The 21,224-nt window shown below is 61.1% G+C and carries 20 protein-coding genes; 8 read left to right on the top strand and 12 right to left on the bottom strand.

Annotated elements, in window-relative coordinates:
* Positions 1-5 precede the first annotated feature (5 nt).
* The 3 genes from Q0P52_RS02655 (at position 6) to Q0P52_RS02645 (ending at position 2,699) form a co-directional block, all read left to right on the top strand.
* The gene (locus Q0P52_RS02655; protein ID WP_293764176.1) at positions 6-953 is read left to right on the top strand and encodes a complex I NDUFA9 subunit family protein; all 948 of its coding nucleotides are present in this window, start codon (positions 6-8) and stop codon (positions 951-953) included.
* A 2-nt stretch (positions 954-955) separates the two neighbouring features.
* Entirely contained in the window at positions 956-2,191 is a 1,236-nt protein-coding gene (locus tag Q0P52_RS02650; protein WP_293764173.1) for a multifunctional CCA addition/repair protein, read from the top strand.
* 133 nt (positions 2,192-2,324) lie between these two features.
* Positions 2,325-2,699, top strand: a complete 375-nt coding sequence (locus Q0P52_RS02645) for a lysozyme inhibitor LprI family protein (protein ID WP_293764170.1) — start codon at positions 2,325-2,327, stop codon at positions 2,697-2,699.
* Between the two features lie 187 nt (positions 2,700-2,886).
* Here the strand turns inward: Q0P52_RS02645 and Q0P52_RS02640 are convergent, their stop codons facing one another.
* The 10 genes from Q0P52_RS02640 to ald all read right to left on the bottom strand — a co-directional run bounded on the left by Q0P52_RS02640 (position 2,887) and on the right by ald (position 13,408).
* On the bottom strand, positions 2,887-3,567 hold the full coding sequence (locus Q0P52_RS02640) for an N-acetylmuramoyl-L-alanine amidase (protein ID WP_293764167.1): 681 nt from the start codon (positions 3,565-3,567) through the stop codon (positions 2,887-2,889).
* Positions 3,564-4,367 (bottom strand): RNA methyltransferase, encoded by an 804-nt coding sequence (locus Q0P52_RS02635; protein ID WP_293764164.1) that lies wholly within the window; start codon positions 4,365-4,367, stop codon positions 3,564-3,566. The genes Q0P52_RS02640 and Q0P52_RS02635 overlap by 4 nt, the downstream gene beginning before the upstream one ends.
* Before the next feature lie 3 nt (positions 4,368-4,370).
* Complete coding sequence (locus Q0P52_RS02630; protein ID WP_293764161.1) at positions 4,371-5,696, bottom strand: HDOD domain-containing protein; 1,326 nt, start codon at positions 5,694-5,696, stop codon at positions 4,371-4,373.
* Positions 5,683-6,420: an SAM-dependent methyltransferase gene (locus Q0P52_RS02625; protein ID WP_293764158.1), complete on the bottom strand. Its 738-nt coding sequence runs from the start codon at positions 6,418-6,420 to the stop codon at positions 5,683-5,685. The genes Q0P52_RS02630 and Q0P52_RS02625 overlap by 14 nt, the downstream gene beginning before the upstream one ends.
* A 12-nt stretch (positions 6,421-6,432) precedes the next feature.
* Complete coding sequence (motB, locus tag Q0P52_RS02620) at positions 6,433-7,344, bottom strand: flagellar motor protein MotB (protein WP_293764156.1); 912 nt, start codon at positions 7,342-7,344, stop codon at positions 6,433-6,435.
* 15 nt (positions 7,345-7,359) lie between these two features.
* Positions 7,360-8,217: a flagellar motor stator protein MotA gene (gene motA / locus Q0P52_RS02615; RefSeq protein ID WP_293764154.1), complete on the bottom strand. Its 858-nt coding sequence runs from the start codon at positions 8,215-8,217 to the stop codon at positions 7,360-7,362.
* Positions 8,218-8,618: 401 nt separating this feature from the next.
* A complete protein-coding gene (locus Q0P52_RS02610; RefSeq protein WP_293764151.1) occupies positions 8,619-9,998 on the bottom strand; it encodes an aspartate aminotransferase family protein in 1,380 nt (459 codons plus the stop codon).
* Positions 9,999-10,100: 102 nt separating this feature from the next.
* Entirely contained in the window at positions 10,101-11,432 is a 1,332-nt protein-coding gene (locus Q0P52_RS02605) for a glutamine synthetase family protein (RefSeq protein ID WP_293764149.1), read from the bottom strand.
* 54 nt (positions 11,433-11,486) lie between these two features.
* Positions 11,487-12,245 (bottom strand): gamma-glutamyl-gamma-aminobutyrate hydrolase family protein, encoded by a 759-nt coding sequence (locus Q0P52_RS02600; RefSeq protein WP_293764146.1) that lies wholly within the window; start codon positions 12,243-12,245, stop codon positions 11,487-11,489.
* Positions 12,246-12,283: 38 nt separating this feature from the next.
* Positions 12,284-13,408 (bottom strand): alanine dehydrogenase, encoded by a 1,125-nt coding sequence (ald, locus tag Q0P52_RS02595; protein ID WP_293764144.1) that lies wholly within the window; start codon positions 13,406-13,408, stop codon positions 12,284-12,286.
* A gap of 208 nt (positions 13,409-13,616) precedes the next feature.
* Between ald and Q0P52_RS02590 the strand changes: the two genes are divergently transcribed.
* Both Q0P52_RS02590 and Q0P52_RS02585 read left to right on the top strand, forming a co-directional pair.
* Positions 13,617-14,162, top strand: a complete 546-nt coding sequence (locus Q0P52_RS02590) for a cupin domain-containing protein (protein ID WP_293764142.1) — start codon at positions 13,617-13,619, stop codon at positions 14,160-14,162.
* 63 nt (positions 14,163-14,225) lie between these two features.
* On the top strand, positions 14,226-15,713 hold the full coding sequence (locus Q0P52_RS02585) for an aldehyde dehydrogenase (RefSeq protein ID WP_293764138.1): 1,488 nt from the start codon (positions 14,226-14,228) through the stop codon (positions 15,711-15,713).
* 85 nt (positions 15,714-15,798) lie between these two features.
* Here the strand turns inward: Q0P52_RS02585 and Q0P52_RS02580 are convergent, their stop codons facing one another.
* Together Q0P52_RS02580 and Q0P52_RS02575 are read right to left on the bottom strand one after the other, a co-directional pair.
* The gene (locus Q0P52_RS02580; RefSeq protein ID WP_293764135.1) at positions 15,799-16,089 is read right to left on the bottom strand and encodes a hypothetical protein; all 291 of its coding nucleotides are present in this window, start codon (positions 16,087-16,089) and stop codon (positions 15,799-15,801) included.
* Positions 16,090-16,358: 269 nt separating this feature from the next.
* Positions 16,359-17,144, bottom strand: coding sequence for a helix-turn-helix transcriptional regulator (locus Q0P52_RS02575; RefSeq protein ID WP_293764133.1), 786 nt, complete (start codon positions 17,142-17,144; stop codon positions 16,359-16,361).
* 97 nt (positions 17,145-17,241) lie between these two features.
* On the opposite strand from Q0P52_RS02575, the gene Q0P52_RS02570 reads away from it, so the two are divergent.
* The 3 genes from Q0P52_RS02570 to Q0P52_RS02560 are packed head-to-tail and all read left to right on the top strand — an operon-like array spanning position 17,242 to position 21,193.
* Positions 17,242-18,333 carry a polyamine ABC transporter substrate-binding protein gene (locus Q0P52_RS02570; RefSeq protein WP_293764130.1) on the top strand — a complete coding sequence of 364 codons (1,092 nt, stop codon included), beginning with the start codon at positions 17,242-17,244 and terminating at the stop codon, positions 18,331-18,333.
* A 14-nt stretch (positions 18,334-18,347) separates the two neighbouring features.
* Positions 18,348-19,736 (top strand): DUF3138 family protein, encoded by a 1,389-nt coding sequence (locus Q0P52_RS02565; protein WP_293764127.1) that lies wholly within the window; start codon positions 18,348-18,350, stop codon positions 19,734-19,736.
* A gap of 14 nt (positions 19,737-19,750) precedes the next feature.
* Positions 19,751-21,193, top strand: a complete 1,443-nt coding sequence (locus Q0P52_RS02560) for an amidase (RefSeq protein ID WP_293764124.1) — start codon at positions 19,751-19,753, stop codon at positions 21,191-21,193.
* Positions 21,194-21,224 lie beyond the last annotated feature (31 nt).

The raw sequence follows: 21,224 nt of genomic DNA, 5'->3' as shown, positions 1-21,224 counted from the left end.
CGCCCATGCATGAGCAACGCATTTGCCTGATCGGCGGCAGTGGCTTCATCGGCGGCTACATCGCCGAAGAGCTGGCCCGCGCCGAAGCCGCCATCACCATCGCCACCCGTAATCGCGATCGGCACAAGGCGCCGCTGATCGTCTTGCCGAAAACCGAGCTGGTCTCCACCAATGTGCACCACCCGTTGGCGCTGGAAGAACTGTTGCGCGGACATGACGCGGTAGTGAGCATGGTGGGCATCTTGCACGGCTCATGCGCCGCCTTCGAAACCGCCCACCTTCACTTGCTGGAGAAAATCATCGCCGGCTGCAAGAAAACGGGTATTCGCCGCATCGTGCACATCAGCGCGCTGGGCGCGGCGCCGGATGCGCCCAGCGACTATCAGAAAACCAAAGGGTTGGCCGAAGCCGCACTGCAAGCCAGCGGCCTGGACTGGACCATCCTGCGTCCTTCGGTGGTGTTCGGCCAGGGCGACAGCTTCCTTACCTTGTTCGCTGGCCTGCTGAAAACCCTGCCGGCCCTGCCGCTGGCCGGCGCCGACACCCGCTTCGCCCCGATCTGGGCAGGCGATGTGGCTCGAGCGGTGGCCGCCAGCCTGCGCAACAAGGCCACCATTGGCCAGAAGCTGGACCTGGCCGGCCCTCGCGACTACACACTCGCCGAACTGGTGCGCTACGTAGGCCGCCTCACCGGCCACCCGCGACCCGTATTCGGCTTGCCGCCGGGGCTTGCCATGCTGCAGGCCGGCATCATGGAAATGCTGCCCGGCCCGACGCTGATGAGCCGCGACAATGTGCGCTCGTTGCAGGTGGACAACGTCAGTCCGCATCCCTTCCCTTCCGCGCTGCTGGGTTTCGAGCCCGTCGCGCTGGAAACCGTAGCGCCCGGCTATCTGGGCTGTGCTGAAATCAACTTCGTTCTCTCCCGTTACCGGGAAACCGCAGCGCGTTGAACATGAAGATCTATATCGTCGGCGGCGCCGTGCGCGACCGCCTGCTGGGACTGCCCGTCAAAGACCGCGACTGGGTAGTGGTGGGCGCCAATCCGCAAACCATGCTGGACAAGGGTTTCAAACCGGTAGGCAAAGACTTTCCCGTCTTTTTGCATCCCCGTACCCATGAGGAGTACGCGCTGGCGCGCACCGAGCGCAAAACCGGCAAGGGCTATCACGGTTTTGCCTTCCATGCGGCAGAGGACGTGACGCTGGAAGAAGACCTGGCCCGTCGAGACCTCACCATCAACGCCATGGCCGAAGACGAAGACGGTGTGTTGATCGACCCCTACAACGGCAGACAGGATGCGCTAGACGGCATCCTTCGCCATGTGGGCGAAGCGTTTGCCGAAGACCCGGTGCGCGTTCTGCGCTTGGCCCGCTTTGCCGCCCGTTTCGGCTTCAGCGTCGCACCGGAAACCATGGCGCTGATGCGCGACATGGTAGACCAAGGCGAAGTAGATGCGCTGGTTGCCGAGCGCGTATGGCAAGAGATGGCGCGCGCGCTGATGGAGGCCCAGCCCTCGCGTTTCTTCCTCATCCTGCGCGAATGCGGCGCGCTCGCGCGCATCCTGCCCGAGGTGGACGCGCTGTTTGGTGTGCCGCAACGCGCGGACTATCACCCGGAAATCGATACCGGCGATCATGTGATGCGGGTTATCGACACCGCAGCCGCCATGTCGCTGCCTCTGCCTGCCCGTTTTGCCGCCTTGACGCATGATCTGGGCAAAGCGCTCACGCCTGCGGACGTACTGCCGCGCCACATCGGGCACGAAGCCCGCGGGGAAAGACCATTGCTGGCGATGTGCGAACGCCTGCGCGTGCCCGCCGACTGCCGCGACCTCGCCCGCATTACCACCCTGCACCACACCAAGGTACATTGCGCCGGCGAAATGAAATCCTCCACGATACTGCGACTGTTCCGCGACACCGACGCCTTGCGCCGTCCCGAACGTTTCCGACTGATGCTGGCCGCGAGCGTGGCTGATGCGCGCGGCAGACTACATTTCGAGCAGACGCCCTACCCGCAGGCCGATTGGCTGGCCGCCATGCTGGACGCGGCGTTGCAGGTGGACGCAGGCACCATCGCCGCCGCCTGCGAAGACAAACGACACATTCCGGAAGCAGTGGATGCCGCACGCGTGAGAGCCATTGCCGACGCAAGACAGCAACTGGGACTGGCCGCCAAAGCACAATAAGCACCTCGATGCTCTGCATTGCCAGGCGAGACGTTCAGCTCCAAGCGCGCCGCGACAGATTTCCGATGCGGCAAATGGGCAAAATCATGACGACATGCTAGATTGGCGTCTTTGTCCCAAAGTGACCGCCATCATGAAAAAACTGCTCGCCCTTCTACTGCTGGCCGCCAGTGTCGGCGCTTACGCCAACTCCGCTTGCGACAAGCCCAAGAACGACTTCGACGATCTTTACTGTCTGAACAAGGTTTACAGCCAGGCCGACAAGGATCTGAATGAGAGTTACGGCGAACTGGCCAAGATGCTGGACGCCGATGGCAAAAAGCAGCTGAAAAACGGCCAATTGGCCTGGATTCGCAGCCGCAACGACAGCTGCAGCTACAAGGACGCGCGCGGCTTTTTCGTAAATCTGGATTGCGCTGCCCGCACCACCATCGAACGCTTGCAGTTCCTCAATGATCGCAAGCGCGAGTGCAAGAGCGCCGGCTGCATGAACAGCAAGCTGCAATAAGCCTTGCCACCCCATCGAAGTACAACGGCCCCGCCGGCGCAAGCCGACGGGGCCGTTTGATTGCGGCTACAACCGGACAGTGAAGGCAAGAGCACACGCCCAAGGGCCGGCCGCGTCTCGCCAGACACAGCAACGACCTGCGCATGCTCGGCGCGTGCGCCGTTTATAGCGGCCTTGTCCTCAACGCTTACCGCTGCGGCAAGGCAGGCAAACAGGCCTGAACGCCATCCGCCACCGCTTCGGCCAACTTGCGCTCCACTGCCGGCTCGGCCAAACGCTTTTCCTCTTGCGCATTGACAATCACGCCATGTTCCACCAGCACGGCCGGCTGGCGGGCCGTTCGCAACACCACCAAATCGTCAAACCAGTACACGCCCAGCGCCTCGTCTGCAAACGGACGATTCTCGCCGGCAATGGCTTCGTGATGGTGCATAGTGGGCGACTCGCCGCGCTGCTGCAGCGCGGCGGCAATACGGCGGGCACAGGCCAGACTGGCCTCGGGGTAAGGATTGCGGCGCGAAACGAATACCGAATAGCCGTGGAAGCGTCCCGCCTCGGCCAGATATTGCGGCTGCACCGAATCGTGATGCACCGAGACGAATAGCCGTTGCGCCGAGGCCTTGTCTGTGCGATCGGTCAGCTTATCCATCTCGCCCAACTCGCCAATCAGCACCGTGCCAATGCCGCGCGCGGTTAGCGCTTGCGACAGCTGCCGCGCTTGTCGCTGATTGAAAGAAAACTCCGTTTGTCCGCTGGCGCTGCGCGCGCCGGTCGCCTTGAGCGAATGGCCTACATCCACCGCCACTTCCGGCCCGGCCGCGCAGGCAGTCAGCGACGGAAACAGTACCGCCAGCAGCAGGCGCTTCATCGGCCCGCCTTCGCTTCGCACTGACGCACCCGCTCAAACAGACAGACGGTGGCAGCCATGGCCACATTGAGGGATTCGGCATGCCCGGGCATGGGAATGCGCACCCGGGCATCCGCCAGCGCCACCAGCGCCTCGCTCACGCCAGCGCCTTCATTGCCGAATACCAACGCCACCGGTCCGGAAAGGTCTTCGGCATACAGAGAGACGCTGCCCTCCAGGTGCGTGACCAACCGCCGCCCGGCAAAGCCGCGCATGGCACTGGCCAGATCCGCTTGCTCATGAATATCCAGTACAAAGTGCGCACCCATGCCGGCGCGCAACACTTTGGGCGAATACACATCGGCACAGCCTTTGGACAGCCATACGCTGCGCACGCCGGACGCAGCCGCCCCACGCAGGATGGTGCCGATATTGCCCGGGTCTTGCAGATCTTCCAGCAGGACGCACGACTCTCCCGCCACCATCTGGCCCGCCTCTGGGCGGCGGCACATGGTCAGTAACTCCGGTGCGGACGCCAAGGCGCTGGCCTTGGCCAACACCGCATCCGGCATGGCGATCACGTCACAGTCGGCAGACAGGACTTGCAGCAGACGGCTGACTTCGGCATGAGCGACGGACTGGTCGTTGACATAGACAGCCAACGGCTCCACGCCCTGCTCGAGGCTAGACTGCAGGAGGTGAATGCCCTCCAGCAGCATCACGCCCTCACGGCGACGGTCGCGGCTGCTTTGCGCCAGCCGGGCCAGGTGTTTGACGGTTTCGTTTTGCGGGGAGGTAATGCTTTTATACGGGTACGGCATGCGTTAGGGGTGCGGCGACAAGCGCGCCACCAATTCCTTGAAGCGGTGATAGATGGTTTCGTCTATGACTTTGTTGCTGCGTCCATTATCCACATAGAACACGCCAGCCAGGCGATGTCCGGCGAACAGTGTCATGACGGCGAATTCGCAATCGCCGATATGTTCGAAGAATTCGTCTTCGTATTTGCGCACCAATTGCAGTCGCACGCTGTCCGGCGCATGGAAACTCTGCGGTTTACTGGTCAGCAGGGCGAAGAAGGTACCGGGATCCAGCTCAAGGGGCAACTTGCGCAGTACATGGCCTTCCGCCAGGCCTACCTGATATTTCAATCGCAAACTGTGAGTGTCGTGGTCGTAGCGGTAGTACAGGATGCGTTCGAACTTGAGATCGTTGCCCAAGTGGCGTATGGATTCCCGCACGCCTTGATCCAGCTGCTCCGGCGATGCCGACAACACCGCCACCTTCTTGAGTTCCGGCCGCAGATACTCCCCCTCGCAAAACAACAAGGCGCGCGCCGGATAAGCATAGGCGTCCACCTTGTGCTGGCGCGCCACCATCAGGCAGGCCTGCACCACAGCGTCGTAAGCCTGCTGCTGCGTAGCGCCAATCAGCTTGGCCGCTGCGTCGATACCCACATTCCAGGGAGAACGCCACCAGCCCTGCTCCACTGAATTGGCGGTGGCCATGGCCAGTTTCAGCAGCTGCTTGCGTTTGTTGGGCGCGCCGCTGCCCAGCAAGTTGAGCAGCCCCGCAGGCAGCGGAATCGCTTTGACGAACTGCTCCAGTAGCTTGGAGTAGTCTGTATTGAAAGCATCAGCCACTTCTTGCAACAGCGGCTTGTCCGGCAGCTGGTTGCGGTAAATCAGATACAGGCAAGCAGGCAGATTGTAGATCAGCGCGGCAACGAAACAGTCTTCCACCTTGTGCTCGCCGGAAATGGACAGCCATTCCTTGACGATAAGCGCGGCAACGCGGCTGCGCCCCATCCAGTCTTCCACCGCATCCATCACTTCGGGGTCGAGCTTGCCTTCAACCGGCGCAATGGCGGTAAGTTTGCCGAAGCGGTTCACCACCGCCTCCAGCCCCATCAGCATCAGCGTCTGCTCTACCGACGGGATGGACTCGTTGCGCTGTAGCGCGCGAGAGCCGCCCACTACGCGCAACAGATCAAACAACAGAAAGGGGTCGGACAGGCAGACATTGGCCAGCGTGGTGAAACTGATGAGGTCGCTGTGCCGCGCGCAGGCGTCCTTCAGCTCTACCAGCGTTGACGGCAGGATAGGCCAGCGTCGTTCCGAAATCGAGGAAAACCAGTTAGCGAGTTCCATGTGGGTGGCGCCAGATCAGCAGTGCTTTTTGCAGCGGTCCGCCAAGCGGAATCCGACTGTCGGGTTGAACATCGGGAACGACGAAAGTATTGCTGACCAGCAGGCTGCCATCCGCGCCTTCACGCTGGAATTTTTCCCAGACGCGCGGCATGGGTTCAGGAGACAGGAAAGCATATACCGCATCGTGGTTCCCCCAGTGCTCTTTCCAGAAACTGCGACAACGAATCGAAACGGATGCCGGGCTGCCGGCGCGCCACCAGCGCCATTTGGCCAGCAACCAGCCACCCCAGGCATTTTCCATGGCGCAGATGACAAGATCAGGTCTCCGCGCCGCCAGCAGCATGGCAAGGCGTCCATCGCCGCAGCCAGCCTCCAGCAAGCGGCACCCCTGCGGCAGCAAGCTGGCCAGCGCATCTGCCGCCTCCACCGAAGACCGGTACAAAGGCACTCTTTCGGTTGCCGCGTTGCGCCCCAAGGCGAAAGTCAGCAGAAAAGCCGCCAGATACACCCAAGGTGGTACGCCCTGCTGCTGCAACACCACAATGGCCGGCGTGAAAAGGCCATGCGTCAGTTTGAGCCAGCCCGGCATGCGCCAGAAATAGCAAAGCAAAGCCGCAAACAAGCCCTGCAGAACAGCCCAAGGCAATGGATCGACGGCCGGCGCAATGAATACCCAGCTGCCGACAGCGGCCAGCAACTGGATCAACAGGTGTCGCAACAACAAGCGCGGCCCGCTTTACTGACCCTGGGCCGCTTGCTCGCCCTGCGCAGGGCCGCCAATCGGCGTCTGGTTGAACTGCGGCTTCACGCCATCGTTCAGCAGGGCCTCTTCGGTTTCCTTGTTCAGCACCACAATGGCGATGCGGCGGTTTTCGGGGCTGAAGACATTGCTCTTGATCAGGGGGTTGGCCGAAGCCAGGCCTACCACACGCAATACCTTGTTTTCCGCCAGACCGCCGGCAATCAGCTCCCGGCGCGCGGTATTGGCTCGATCAGCCGACAGCTCCCAGTTGCTGTAACCGCCCTGTCCACCGGCAAAGGGCGATGCATCGGTATGGCCGGAGACGCTGATGCGGTTGGGCAGTTGATTGAGTTCCTGCGCCAACTGCTGCAGCAGCAGACGAGTGTGCGGCAACATGCGTGAACTGCCAGCGTCGAACATAGGCCGGTTCTGTTCGTCGACAATCTGGATCTTCAGGCCTTCCGGCGTGATTTCCAGCTTCAACTGATTCTTGTAGTCCTTGAGGATCTGGCTTTGGTCTACCGTCAGCTCAATCTGCTTTTGCAGCTGGGACAGCGCTTTTTTCTCTTGCTGCTTGCGCTGCTCTTCGTCCTGCATGTCCTTGCCGCCCTTGTTGACCTGGCCGTTTTTCTTGGTCAGGTCGTTGCCGCCGCCCTTGATGACTGACGTGGCGTCGCCGGCGCCCTCGCCGCCTGCCATCGCCACTTTCAGCGGGGTCTTGAAAAACTCGGCAATGCCGTTAAGGGTGCCTTGCGAAGCGGAACCAAGCAGCCACATCAGCAGGAAGAAGGCCATCATTGCCGTTACGAAGTCGGCGTAGGCAATTTTCCAGGCGCCGCCATGATGCCCATGGCCGCCTTTTTTGATGCGTTTGACGATAATTGGGCGTTGCGATTCGTCTGCCATACTGGGTCGCTCCGCTTATTTTTTGGCTTGCTTGACGTGATCTTCCAGCTCCTTGAAGGAGGGACGATCATGCGAGGCCAGCACTTTGCGGCCGAACTCCACCGCCACCTGCGGCGCGTAGCCGTTAAGGCTGGCCAGCAGGGTCACCTTGATGGTCTGGTAGACGCGGGTGCCGTCGCCCAGCTTGTGCTCCAGAATGGTGGCCAGCGGGCCCACAAAACCGTAGGCCAGCAAAATCCCGAGGAAGGTACCCACCAGCGCGTGAGCGATCAGCATGCCCAACTCCGCCGGCGGCGCGCCTACGGATTCCATGGTATGCACCACGCCCATCACCGCGGCCACGATACCGAAAGCCGGCAGACCGTCGGCCAGGCCCTTTACCGCGTTTACCGGCACTTCGCCTTCGTGGTGGTGGGTTTCGATTTCCACATCCATCAGGTTTTCGATTTCGAAAGCATTGAGGTTGCCGCCCACCATCAACCGCAGGTAGTCGCAAATGAATTCTACGACATGGTGGTCGTGCAGCACCGCCGCGTACTTGGAAAACACCGGACTGGCTTCCGGGTTTTCCACGTCGGCCTCAATGGACATCAGGCCTTCCTTGCGTACCTTGGAGAGGATTTCAAACAGCAAGGTGAACAATTCCATATAAAAGGCTTTGTTGTATGGCGTGCCTTTGAATACGGTAGGCAGCGCTTTGGTTGTGGCCTTGAGCGGGGAGCCCCCGTTGGCGACGACGAAGGCGCCCACGGCAGCGCCTGCAATCATGACCACTTCCAGCGGCTGCATCAGCGCAGCGACGTGACCGCCGGCGGCCACGAAGCCCCCCAGCACGGAACCGAGAATGATGAGATAGCCGATCGCGACGAACATTGCTTGTTGGTCCTGTGATTGTGATTATCGTGATACCGCGTCGGGCCGCTATCGCCCGCCCGCGCTTCGTACCTGGCTGCCGTCCGCGCGCCATCCCCATGACGCTGCGACCGGTCCGCGTTGAATCGCAAGCCCTCACCACAGGCTGGTAAATGCGTTCAACGTCTGATGACGAGTGAAATAATAGCATGAGCCAAGGTTTGCCGAAGCGACTTGCCCATGAATCTTTACATTGCACGCCCCGCCAAACCTTGACCTCGGGCATCAACGCCCTTGACACCGGCCTCGCGACTCTTTCTTTGTAGCCAGCACCCCTGCGCTTAGGCAAGCGCAGACGCCGGATGTAAAAAAGGGCCTGCATGGCAGGCCCTGAAGGATGGAACAGACAATTCCGAAAAAACTCAAACGAGGCCGCGCTCTTTGAGCTGGCGCTCGAACTCTTGCATGCACTTGGCCGCAATCTCCAGCATCTGGTCGATTTCAGCCTTGCTGATCACCAGCGGCGGCGCGGAAACCATGTGATCGCCGCAAGCGCGCATGATGAGGTTGTTCTTGAAGAAGATGTCGCGGCAGATCATGCCCGCTTCGCCGCTGTTCGGGAACAGTTCGCGCGTGGCCTTGTTTTTCACCAGCGTGAAAGCCTGGATCAGACCAACGCCGCGAATGTCGTCCACGTGTTCAAACTGGCCGAACACTTCGCGCCAGCGCTTCTGCATGTACGGGCCGGTATCGTTTTTCACTTGATCGACGATGCCTTCGTCGCGCAGCGCCTTGACGTTGGCGCGCGCCACGGCGGCGGCTACCGGGTGGCCCGAGTAAGTAAAGCCGTGGTTGAAGTCGCCGCCGTCGGCCAGCGTTTGCGCCACGGCATTGCTGACGAATACCGCGCCGATCGGCAGATAGCCGGAGGACAAGCCCTTGGCGGTAGTAAAGATGTCCGGCTGGAAGCCCAGCGTCTGATGACCGAACCATTCGCCGGTGCGGCCAAAGCCACAGATCACTTCGTCAGCCACCAGCAAGATGTCGTACTTGCGGCAGATGCGCTGGATTTCCGGCCAGTAGGTGGACGGCGGGATAATCACGCCGCCAGCGCCCTGAATCGGTTCGCCCACGAAAGCAGCTACCTTGTCGGCGCCGATTTCAAGAATCTTGTCTTCCAGCCACTTGGCCGCAGCCACGCCGAACTCTTCCGGCGTCATGTCCTTGCCGTGCTTGTACCACCACGGCTGTTCGATGTGCGCCATGCCGGGAATCGGCAGATCGCCCTGCTCGTGCATATAGGTCATGCCGCCGAGGCTGGCGCCGCCGATGGTGGAGCCGTGATAGCCGTTCCAGCGGCCGATCAGGGTTTTCTTGTCCTTTTTGCCCTTCACGTCCCAGTAGCGACGCACCATGCGGATCATGGTGTCTACCGATTCGGAACCCGAATTGGTATAGAAAACGTGATCGAAGCCCTTCGGCGCCACTTCGGCCAACAGGTGGGACAGTTCCACCACCGCAGGATGCGTGGTTTTGAAGAAGGTGTTGTAGTAGGCCAGCTCGTCCATCTGGTGCTTGGCCACATCGGACAGGTCTTTGCGGCCATAACCGATGTTCACGCACCACAGACCGGCCATGCCGTCGAGAATCTTGTTCCCTTCGGAGTCATACAGGAAGATGCCTTCGGCCTTGGTAATGACGCGCGCGCCCTGCTGGTTGAGCGAGGCGGTGTCAGTAAAAGGATGCAGGTGGTGGGCCGCATCCAGTTCGCGCCATTCAGTCGTCGTACGTTGCTTCTGCATAACAGTCTTTCCTTCACAGTTTCTTCGGCCCTCTCCCAGGGCCTGATGTCAGGCTGGCCGGCTGGCCAGCCTTTCCCTCCCAAAGGCACTACTTTTTTTGGTTTACACGTGCAGCAGCAGGTACTTGCGTTCCCACGGGCTGATCACGCGGAAGTATTCGGAGAATTCTTTCTCCTTCATACCCAGATACATCTTGACGAAGCGAGGGCCGAGCACATCCGGAATATCCGGGCAGGCAGCCAAACGCTTGAGCGACTCTTCCGCGCCGTGCGGGAACTGGAACGGCAGTTCGTAGGCATCGGTGGACATCGGGTCGCGCGGCTTGATCTTGTTGACGATGCCGAGGTAGCCACAAGCCAGTGTGGCGGCCATGGAGATGTACGGGTTGACGTCCACGCCGGGCACGCGATTTTCCACACGGCGGGCAGCCGGGGAAGAATGCGGCACACGCAGGCCGACGGTGCGGTTGTCGTAGCCCCATTCCACGTTGGTGGGTGCGGCGGTATACGGACTCAGGCGACGGAAGGAGTTCACGTAAGGCGCGAAGAACGGCATCACTTCCGGGATGTACTTCTGCATGCCGCCGATGAAGTGGAAGAAGATGTCGGACGGACTGCCGTCTTCCTTGGTGAACACGTTCTTGCCGGTATTCTTGTCCACCAGGCTCTGGTGCATGTGCATGGCGGAGCCGGGCTCGTTTTCCATCGGCTTGGCCATAAAGGTAGCGTACATATTGTGACGGAACGCCGCCTCGCGCACGGTGCGCTTGAACAGGAATACCTGATCGGCCAGATCCAGCGGGTTGCCGTGCAGGAAGTTGATTTCCATCTGGGCGGTGCCGATTTCATGAATCAGCGTATCCACTTCCAGATTCTGCGCATGGCAATAGTCGTAAATATCTTCGAACAGCGGGTCGAATTCGTTGACCGCGTCGATGGAGTAGGAACGACGACCAAACTCGGCGCGGCCCGTGCGACCGATCGGAGCGGTCAGCGGGATGTCCGGATCCGGGTTCGGCGACATCAGGTAGAACTCCATTTCCGGCGCCAGCACCGGCTCCAGGCCCATTTCATCGAACAGGCCCAGAACGCGCTTGAGCACGCTGCGCGGCGCCACATCCACCAGCGAGCCGTCCGCGCGGTAGCAGTCATAGATCAGCTGTGCGGTGGGGTCTGCCGCCCAGGGCACAAAGCGCAGGGAGCCCGGATCAGGCGTCAGCACCATGTCGGGGTCGGTGAGGTCCAGCATGCTGTCATCCGGGTAGTCGCCGGTAACAGTCTGGATCAGTACGGCCTCCGGAAGACGCATTTCCGGGTCCGATACGAATTTGTCCTTGGGAACGATTTTGCCGCGCGCCACGCCGGTCATGTCCGGCACGATGCATTCGACTTCAGTGATACGGTGCTCGCGCAGCCAGTCATTGATTTGATTCATGATTTCCTCTACTTCCTGTTGGCCGGTAACCCGGCTCTGGATGACGTGCGTGGATCAGCGGTTGCGATCTGCACGACGCTTGCGGCAAGCGTCACCGAAAGCGTTGAAAATGGCCATGGATACCGGATTTTCCCAGTACTTCCACTCGGGATGCCATTGAGCGCCGTAAGCGAAGCCCTTGGCATCCTTTACCCGGTAAGCTTCGATCAGCCCGTCATCGGCCACGCCTTCCGCCGCCAGACGGTCGGCAAGACGCTTGATGCCTTGCTGATGAAGCGAATTCACCTCCACGACCTCCTTGCCGCCCATCCAGCCCTTGAGCAGGCTGTCGGGTTGCAGATGGAGGGCATGAGCCAGACCATACATCTCATCCAGATTCTGAGTATCGGGCTCGCGGTGGTCCTTGAAGCCCTCCTCTTCCTGTACGTGCTGGAAAAGTTCGCCGCCCAGTGCAACATTGATTTCCTGGAAACCGCGGCAAATACCCAGAAGCGGGATGCCTTCTTGCAGAAGAAGGTCGATGAGCGGCAGCGTTGTTGCATCACGCGCCGGATCATGAAGTGTCCCCTGGCGGCTGGCTGCGCCGCCATAACGGTGAGGCTCGATGTTGGACAGCGAGCCCGGAAGGAGCACGCCGTCCACCATGTCGAGAATGTCGCGAACCGGGATATCCGCACCCAGCGCGGGGATCAGAACCGGAACGCCCTTCACCGCGCCGGCCGCGGCGGCGATGTATTTTTCGCCGACCGCGTGAAACGGCAACGGGCCTACCATCTTGATGTCACACGGGATACCGATGATCGGTTGCTGCATAAAAACCTCTTGATGTCTCTTGGTTAGTTATTGATGTATCAGGAAGCCGCCTTGATGGCCTCCATCGGGTCCACGAAATCGTAGCCCAGATCATGCGCCACGGCCTGGTAAGTCACCTTGCCGCGACAGATGTTCAAACCGTTGCGCAGATGCGCGTTGTCCAGCAGCGCTTGCCGCCAACCCTTCTTGGCCAGCTCCAGGGTGAAGGGCAGCGTCGCATTGTTCAGCGCCTGGGTGGAGGTACGCGCCACGCCGCCGGGCATGTTGGCGACGCAGTAGTGCACAATGCCGTCTACCACGTAAATCGGATCCTGATGCGTGGTAGCCCGACTGGTCTCGAAACAGCCGCCCTGATCAATGGCCACATCCACCAGCACCGCGCCGGGTTTCATGTTGCCCAGCATGGCTCGCGTCACCAGCTTCGGCGCAGCCGCGCCCGGAATCAGCACCGCCCCCACCACCATGTCGGCTTCGCGAATGCATTCGTCGATATTGGCGGCATTGGACACCAGCGTCTTGATGCGCCCGCCGAACACCATGTCGATTTCCTTCAGGCGCGGCAGCGATTTGTCCAGAATCGTCACATCCGCGCCCAAACCGGTCGCCATGCGCGCCGCATTCAAACCCACTACACCGCCGCCAATCACCACCACGCGGGCCGGCGCCACGCCGGGCACTCCGCCCAACAGCACACCGCGACCGCCTTGCGCCTTCTCCAGTGCATGCGCGCCGGCTTGCACCGCCATGCGACCGGCCACTTCGGACATCGGGGCCAACAGAGGCAAACCGCCGCGCTCATCCGTTACTGTCTCATAAGCGATAGCGATTGCGCCAGATTCGATCAAAAGTTTAGTTTGCTCCGGATCGGGAGCCAGGTGCAGATACGTGAAGAGAACCTGTCCGGAACGCAGCATCCGGCACTCAACCGGCTGGGGCTCCTTGACTTTAACGATCATGTCTGCCTTGCCGAAAACTTCCTCGGCGGAAGAGGCGATGGACGCCCCGGACTGAATGTACTGCTCGTCGGTAAAGCCGATTGCAAGACCGGCCTGGGTCTGCACCAACACCTTATGACCATTCGCCACCAATTCACGAATGCCGGCGGGTGTCAGACCCACACGATACTCGTGGTTTTTGATTTCCTTCGGAACGCCAATCAGCATAATCGCCTCCTACGGCTTTTAGTGGAATATCAAACCATTCATGTTTAAAAAAATCCACAACACCCTTGCTTCCCATGGCTGATTCTGGCTATAAACCTGCCAAGTTGCAAAGAAATTTCATTTTGCAATGCAACAAGTGATGCGTCGCTCGCTCAAAATAATTATCATGTGACGTCTAAAATTATTAACATACAGATGGAACTGGACAATGGATGTTGGAGCACGATTGAGAATGGTCAGAGACCGCTTTGGTCTCTCGCAGCGCGAACTTGCCAAAAGGGCTGGCGTCACGAACGGCACGATCTCCCTGATCGAGCAGAATCGCGTCAGCCCTTCCGTCAGTTCTTTGAAGAAAGTGCTGGAAGGTCTGCCAATGACACTGGCGGAGTTCTTCACTTTTGATGTAGAACCGCAACAACCCAAAGTGTTCTATGAAGCTTCGGACCTTCCCAATCTCGGCAACGATCAGATCAAATTGCTGTTGGTGGGTACCGCTCACGAGCGGCGCGACATCGCCATTCTGAAGGAACGTTACGAGCCCGGCGCCGACACTGGCCCGGACATGCTCCAGCACGATGGACAGGAAGGCGGCGTGATCATTGCCGGCAACATCGAAATCACCGTCAACAACGAAACACGGGAACTGGGCCCCGGCGACTCCTATTACTTTGACAGCCGCCTGCCCCATCGCTTCCGCAACACCAGCGATGAAGTCTGCGAGATGGTCAGCGCCAGCTCGCCGCCGACGTTCTGATGTTGACGACCCGCACATCAAGACCGGTCGCACAGACCCAATAAAGCTACAAAGGAGAACACCATGGCTCGCACCCATGCAGAATGGAAACAGCTTGCAGCGGAACTGAAGATTGAAGGCCGCGCCTTCATCAACGGCGCCTACACCGCCTCGGCGGACGGTCGCACCTTCGAATGCATCAACCCGGCCAACGGCCAGAAGCTGGCCGACATCGCATGGGCCGGCGAGGCCGATGTGGAAGCCGCCGTGCGCGCCGCGCGCGCCGCCTTCGACTCCGGCAAGTGGTCCGACCTCGCGCCGCTGGCGCGCGGCAAGATTCTCAAACGCTTCGCAGCACTGATCCGCGAGCACGGCGACGAACTGGCTTTGCTGGAAACGCTGGATGTGGGCAAGCCCATCGGCGACACCACTTCGGTGGACGTGCCGGGCGCAGCCTACTGCGTGGAATGGTTTGCCGAAGCCATCGACAAGATCGGCGGCGAAGTTGCGCCGGTAGACCCGAAACTGGTGGGTCTAGTAACCCGTGAAGCCATCGGCGTGGTAGCCGCCGTGGTGCCGTGGAACTTCCCCATCCTGATGGCAAGCTGGAAGTTCGGCCCGGCACTGGCGGCCGGCAACGCAGTTATCGTCAAACCGTCTGAAAAATCCCCGCTGACCGCCATCCGCATTGCGCAACTGGCCAAGGAAGCCGGCATCCCCGACGGCATCTTCCAAGTGCTGCCCGGGGCGGGCGATGTGGGCAAGGCGCTGTCCCTGCACATGGACATCGACTGCCTGGCCTTTACCGGTTCCACCGGCGTGGGCAAGCTGATTGCCGGTTACGCCGCGCAGTCCAATCTCAAACGCGTTTGGCTGGAGCTGGGCGGCAAGTCTCCCAACATCGTGCTGGAAGACTGCGCCGATATCGCCAAGGCGGCTCGCACCGCAGCCGGCGGCATCTTCTACAACATGGGTGAAATGTGTACCGCAGGCTCCCGCGTGCTGGTGCATCGCAAGGTGAAAGAGCAGTTCCTCGCCGAGTTCAAGAAGGCCGCTGACGGCTGGTATCCGGGTGAGCCGCTGGACCCGGCCACCAGCATGGGCGCCATCGTTGACAAGATCCAGTACGACAAGGTGCTGTCCTACATCGACAAGGGCGTCAGCGAAGGCGCTAGCCTGATCTGCGGCGGTAAGGCCACTCACACCGACAAGGGCCTGTTCATCGAGCCCACCGCGCTGGACTGCCAACGCGCCGACATGACCACCTGCAAGGAAGAAATTTTCGGGCCGGTGTTGTCGGTAATCACCTTTGATGACGTGGAAGAAGCCATCCGCATCGCCAACGATACCGAATACGGCCTGGCCGCAGCGGTCTGGACCGCCAATGTGACCACCGCCCATCAGGTATCGCGCCGTCTGCGCGCCGGCACGGTGTGGGTGAACTGCTACGACGAAGGCGGCGACATGAACTTCCCCTTCGGCGGCTTCAAGCAATCCGGCAACGGCCGCGACAAATCGCTGCACGCGCTGGAAAAGTACACCGAACTGAAGAGCACGCTGATCAAGCTGTAACAGCCCTCGGCCAGCAACAGAAAAGGCGCCTAATGGCGCCTTTTTTCATGCCAGCCCGGCCTTGCCTGGGCCCGGGGCGCACCGCTCAGACAAATTGCGCCCAGCGCCAGCTGCGCTTGGCGATATCATCCATGGCTTCGCGATAAAGGCGATAGGGAATGGCCGACAACAGGCACTCGCCCCGGTAAAACTCGTAGCTGGGCCAGCCAGCCTGATTCTGCTGAATCAAACGGCAATAGACGCCAAGTTCGGCAAACTTACGGTCAATATGCTGAAAACGCGCCAAAATATCCGCGCGCGGTTTGCCGCAAGGCATCAAGGCGTAATAAGTGACGTAGGCGCAGAAAAACTGGATGTCGTCGCGTTCAAACTTCATGAATATCCGGGATAAGAGACTGAATAAGCTAGTATTTTCCCACCCACCCAAGCTCTTGTTAAGCGATCGAGGCATGCACCTTGGAACAGTTGCCCAAGCACCGGCATTGCCGGCAAAGCAACACCGCCGTCCTGCGGCTTTCAGCTTGTCGGCAGCCCAGGCTTATTTCATCGTCGGCATGACGAATGACGAAAGCGGCTTCTCCGTCCGTTTCGCGCCCACCTGCTGCGGTATTTTCATGGACTTGCGCATCCCGTTTTTCTTTCCGCTCAAGCACAACGCAAACACCAGTCAAACAGCTCCGCCTTGCTGCGCACTCCCAGTTTGACGAAAGCGCGATCAACATAGGTTTTGCTGCTGGATTCTCGCACGCCCATGGCGTGCGCGGCCTTAGGCGCGGACCAGCCTTGCAGCAGGTAATGGCAGATGGCGCGCTCGCGAGGCGACAGCTTCACGCCGTCGGTGGCTACCCGCTTGTCAAACAGGCGCGGCAGCGAGGGTAGTTCGGAACGCCGGGTAGACACCGTCAGGCGGGCATGCTGCATCAGCAAAGCCAGCAATAGCGGCACCCAGCGCCGCAACAGAGACAACTCTTCCAGCGAGAACGATGGCTGCCCGGCCATGCGATACACCGCCAGCACGTACACCCCGCCCTCGCCGCGCACCAGCAGATTACATTCTTCCGTGACCAGCTCGTTGCGGAACACATCCTGCGCGTAATCTTCCGCCGGAATGTCGTTGTGACGGATCAGCACTAGCTGCGGATCCTGCAGCGGCTTGATGTGCGATAACAACGGATCTTCGCGCCAGTAACGTTCCACATAGCGCTGCGCCACTTCGCCGGTGTCGTGCGCCGGATTGATATTGCGGGCGAACAACCAGTCCACCGAGGCGATCACCGCCTCCGGATGCGGCTGATTGAAGCGCGCGGCGGACAAATGACACAACGGCAAGCGGGCTGACAGCACATCCCACAAGCGTTCGGGCAACTCCCGGCTGCCCAGGCTGGCTACCAGCGCCGCCGCCGCGTCCAGCGGCAAGGCGTCTCCCCCCATGATGCTCCCCCTTCTGTTTTGTCCCCCCGTTGGGGGACAGCGCCGCCCCGGGGTCTTTGAGAGATTCTACCCGTCATCAACCTGTCATGGAGACGCCATGCTCAGCAAGACTCTGCCCCGCCTCGCTCTGGCGGTCGGCCTCGGTTGCGCCGCCTTCTCGGTCAGCGCCGAAGTCCTCAACTTTTTCAACTGGGCCGATTACGCCGGCAAGAACACCGTGCCAAAGTTCGAGAAGGATTACGGCATCAAGGTGCGCTACGACCCCTTCGACAGCGAAGACACTTTGCAAGCCAAGCTGTTGGCCGGCCACTCCGCCTACGATGTGGTGGTGCCGTCTTCGGCCTACTTGCGCAACCAGATCCAGGCCGGCCTGTATCAGAAGCTGGACAAGAGCCGCATCCCCAACTGGAAGAATCTGGACCCGGTGCTGATGAAAAAGCTGGAAACCGTGGACCCCGGCAACCAATACGCGATTCCCTGGACCATGGGCACCACCGGCCTCGTCATCAACAGCAAGGCGCGTCAGTTGCTGGGGCCGGCGGCGCCCTACGACAGCTGGGAGCTGCTGTTCAATCCCAAATACCTGTCCCGCGCGCAAAGCTGCGGCGTCGGCCTGCTGGATTCGCCCGGCGATGTGTTTGCCGCTGCGCTGCGCTACCTGAAGCGCGACCTCAACAAGGCCAACAGCAAAGACCTGCAAGACGCCTATGAGCTGATGAAAGGCATTCGCCCCTACATCACCCAATTCAACAGCAGCAGCTATGTCAGCGATCTGGCGCTGGGCGATCTGTGCGTGGCAATCGGCTGGTCCGGCGACGTGATGCAGGCCCGTTTGCAGGCCAAGGAGAGCAAGAAGAATTTCCAGATCGACTACATCATCCCCAAAGAGGGCTCCGCCATCTGGTTCGACGTGATGGCCGTGCCGCGCGACGCGCCCAATATCAACGCCGTCTACAAGTGGCTCAACTACATCGAAACCCCCGAAGTGCATGCCGACATCAGCGACAACACCTACTACTTGAGCGCCAACAAGGTGGCCAATGCGCTGGTAAAGGCTGAAGTGCGCAACGACGCCTCGGTAAACCCGGACGCCACCACCTTGCAGCGCCTCACGCCCATCCAGGGGCTCTCGCCCGAGCTGATGCGCCAGATGACCCGGCTGTGGGCCGGTTTCAAGACCGGACGCTGAGCCAGGAGACCGACATGCCTAAATTCCCGCTTACCCTGATGGCGCTGTTGCTTGCCGGCCTGCCCTGGCAAGCGCGCGCCGACGAACTGGATCAGCTCAAGGCGCAGCTCGCCGCCCTGCAAAGCCAGGTCAGCGCCTTGCAGGCAAGGTTGGCCGAAAGCCCGGCCCAGGCCAATACCGAAGCCGACGAGGACTCCCGCCAGCGCATCGCCGCATTGGCGTTGAAGGTGGACAAGCTGGGCGAGGACGCCGACACCGGCCCGCTGGCCAATCTGTCCATCAGCGGCTATCTCGACCCCTACTACAGCTACAACCGCAATCAGCGCAAAGCCGGCTTCACTTTCGTCAATCACAGCAACAGCTACGCCTACGACGCCTCCAACATCGGCGACGTATATCTGGACATCAAAAAGAGCTTCGGCTCCGGCCCCATGGCGCCCTATGCCGACATCTCGCTGATGCCCAATCGCGGCATCGGCATGACCTCGGCGGTAAACGCCTCGGGCAGCAACAACAGCATCATCAACGCGGCGCAGATTGTTTTCCCGCTTGATCAGCACTGGCAGGTGTACGCCGGGCAGTTGCAGTCCTTTGCCGGCTATGAAGTGGCCACCAGCCCGCAAACGCTCACCATCACCCACAACCTGCTGTTCGACTTCAGCGAACCGGGCACCTTTGTCGGCGCAGGCGCACAGTGGATCTCGGGCAACTGGCTGTGGAAAGGCATGCTGGGCAACGAAGTGGGGCATGTGGAGCCAGCCTCGGTGGATGGCAAACGCAACAATGTGCCCTCCTTCACCTGGCGCATGGACTACCTCTACACCAACAACATCGACATCGGCTGGTCCGGCTATCTGGGCCGCGGCACCGCCAGTAACTACTCCGGCACAGCCTCGCCCTATCAGAGCATGTTCTACAGCGAGCTGGACATCAGCAACAGCAATCTGCAGGACACCTGGAACGCGCAACTGGATTACGGCAGCGCCGGCGGCGATGCGCTGGATGGCGGCCGGGCCGTCTGGTGGGGCCTGTCCTTGCTGCGACATCACCGCTTTAATTCCTCGCTGTTCGGCAAGATGGGCTGGACCCTGCGCTACGACTATCTGGACAACAGTCGCGGCGGCGGCGGCAACCCCAACCTATGGCTGGGCGACAACGGCCATGACGGCATCAACGGCTTTGGCAGCGACCCGGCCTGCGTCGCCGCCAACGGTGCGACAGCCTGCAAGGGCGCCAAACGGCAGGCGCTTACCGCCGCTCTGCTGTTCTACCCCAGCGAGCAACTGCAACTGAAGCTGGAAGCCCGCTACGACCTTTCCAGCCAAGCCACTTTCGACACCACCGACGGCACTACGCGCAAGAGCAACGCCACCATGGCGGCGCAAGCCGTGTACAGCTTTTAAGCAGAAGGCACATCATGACTTCATCCCTGTGTTACCTCTCCGCCAGCGACGCCCTGCGCCGCTTTCGCAACGGCAGTCTCGACCCGGTCGAGCTGATGCAGGCCCTGCTTGCGCGCGCCGAAGCGCTCAAGGGTCCGGTAAATGCCACCACCCGCATCTATGCCGAGCAGGCCCTGACCCAGGCCCGGGCTGCGGCGGAACGTTATCGCCAGGGCACCGCGCGTCCCCTGGAGGGCCTGCCGGTAGCCGTGAAAGAGGAAACCGATGTGGCCGGCTGGCCCAACACGGTTGGCTCGCTAGCCATTGACGATTATGTGCCGGAGCACAACCACCCCATCGTCGACAAACTGGTGGAGGCCGGCGCCATCCTGCACCTGCAAACCACCAATCCGGAATTCTGCACACTGGGCCAAACCTGGAGCCGACGCTGGGGCGTCACGCGCAACCCCTGGAACCTGCGCTACACCTGCGGCGGCTCCAGCGGCGGCAGCGCGGCAGCCGTGGCCGCCGGCCTGAGCCCGCTGGCCACCGGCAGCGACATGGCCGGCTCCACCCGCATCCCGGCGGCGTTTCAAGGCCTGTACGGTTACAAACCGCCTTTTGGCCGACTGCCCACCGGCGGCGGCGAAGAACTGTTCGCCTTTGCCGCCGAGGGTCCGCTGGCGCGCACCATTGACGACCTGATCCTGATGCAGAACATCATCTCCGGCCCGCACCCGGCCAGCTACGCCACCCTGCCCAAGCAAGTCCTGCCCGCCAGTTATCCCGACCTCGCCGGCTGGCGCATCGCCTGGCACCCCACGCTGGGCGCGGAAGCCGTCTGCCCGCAAGTGCGCGCCAATCTGCAACGCGCGCTGGACGGTCTGCGCCGGCGCGGCGCAGTAGTGGAGCAAGTGGATATCAGCTGGGACATGCATCGCGTCGCCACGGTCTTGCTGGAAGGCATCTTCGGCATCTTCTTCACCGAATACCTGCAGTCGCTGCCGGATGCCGCTTACCCCAGCCTCACCAGTTATGTGCAAAAGCTGTGGCGGGACTACCGCGACCGGCCCGCTTCCGTCGCCGGCGCGGCTGAGCTGGCCAGCGAGCTGCATCAGGACATGCAGCGCAAGGTCTGGAGTCAAGGCTATCGCGCTTTCCTCTGCCCCACTACCTACACCACAGAGCTGCTGGCCGACCTGGACCCGGTGGCTTCGCCCACTTTCCCGGTGGACGGTAAACCGGTGGACAGCTATCTGGGCTGGGCGGCCACACCTCCCTTCAACCTGCTGAACCGTTATCCGGTGATCTCCGCGCCAACCGGCCTGGCCGCCAACGGCATGCCCACCGGCATGCAGATCGTTGCCCAGCCTTACGACGACGAGGCCGCATTCCAGGTGGCATGGAACCACGCGCAGGCCGACGAGGACGGCCTGTTCCGCCATCGCTTCCCCCAGCTGGACACCCTGCTGGCCTGAACGGCGCGGCGACATGGCTAGCAAGAAAAAA

This window comes from uncultured Aquitalea sp. (assembly GCF_945957525.1).
GTDB lineage: Bacteria > Pseudomonadota > Gammaproteobacteria > Burkholderiales > Chromobacteriaceae > Aquitalea.
Note: the sequence above shows the minus strand (reverse complement) of the source record. Positions and strands in the feature narration are given on the sequence as shown.

Coding starts and splice junctions, on each gene's coding strand:
- Q0P52_RS02655 (WP_293764176.1), top strand. CDS start 6: ATGCATGAGCAACGCATTTGCCTGATCGGCGGCAGTGGCTTCATCGGC.
- Q0P52_RS02650 (WP_293764173.1), top strand. CDS start 956: ATGAAGATCTATATCGTCGGCGGCGCCGTGCGCGACCGCCTGCTGGGA.
- Q0P52_RS02645 (WP_293764170.1), top strand. CDS start 2,325: ATGAAAAAACTGCTCGCCCTTCTACTGCTGGCCGCCAGTGTCGGCGCT.
- Q0P52_RS02640 (WP_293764167.1), bottom strand. CDS start 3,567: ATGAAGCGCCTGCTGCTGGCGGTACTGTTTCCGTCGCTGACTGCCTGC.
- Q0P52_RS02635 (WP_293764164.1), bottom strand. CDS start 4,367: ATGCCGTACCCGTATAAAAGCATTACCTCCCCGCAAAACGAAACCGTC.
- Q0P52_RS02630 (WP_293764161.1), bottom strand. CDS start 5,696: ATGGAACTCGCTAACTGGTTTTCCTCGATTTCGGAACGACGCTGGCCT.
- motB (WP_293764156.1), bottom strand. CDS start 7,344: ATGGCAGACGAATCGCAACGCCCAATTATCGTCAAACGCATCAAAAAA.
- motA (WP_293764154.1), bottom strand. CDS start 8,217: ATGTTCGTCGCGATCGGCTATCTCATCATTCTCGGTTCCGTGCTGGGG.
- Q0P52_RS02610 (WP_293764151.1), bottom strand. CDS start 9,998: ATGCAGAAGCAACGTACGACGACTGAATGGCGCGAACTGGATGCGGCC.
- Q0P52_RS02605 (WP_293764149.1), bottom strand. CDS start 11,432: ATGAATCAAATCAATGACTGGCTGCGCGAGCACCGTATCACTGAAGTC.
- Q0P52_RS02600 (WP_293764146.1), bottom strand. CDS start 12,245: ATGCAGCAACCGATCATCGGTATCCCGTGTGACATCAAGATGGTAGGC.
- ald (WP_293764144.1), bottom strand. CDS start 13,408: ATGCTGATTGGCGTTCCGAAGGAAATCAAAAACCACGAGTATCGTGTG.
- Q0P52_RS02590 (WP_293764142.1), top strand. CDS start 13,617: ATGGATGTTGGAGCACGATTGAGAATGGTCAGAGACCGCTTTGGTCTC.
- Q0P52_RS02585 (WP_293764138.1), top strand. CDS start 14,226: ATGGCTCGCACCCATGCAGAATGGAAACAGCTTGCAGCGGAACTGAAG.
- Q0P52_RS02580 (WP_293764135.1), bottom strand. CDS start 16,089: ATGAAGTTTGAACGCGACGACATCCAGTTTTTCTGCGCCTACGTCACT.
- Q0P52_RS02575 (WP_293764133.1), bottom strand. CDS start 17,144: ATGGGGGGAGACGCCTTGCCGCTGGACGCGGCGGCGGCGCTGGTAGCC.
- Q0P52_RS02570 (WP_293764130.1), top strand. CDS start 17,242: ATGCTCAGCAAGACTCTGCCCCGCCTCGCTCTGGCGGTCGGCCTCGGT.
- Q0P52_RS02565 (WP_293764127.1), top strand. CDS start 18,348: ATGCCTAAATTCCCGCTTACCCTGATGGCGCTGTTGCTTGCCGGCCTG.
- Q0P52_RS02560 (WP_293764124.1), top strand. CDS start 19,751: ATGACTTCATCCCTGTGTTACCTCTCCGCCAGCGACGCCCTGCGCCGC.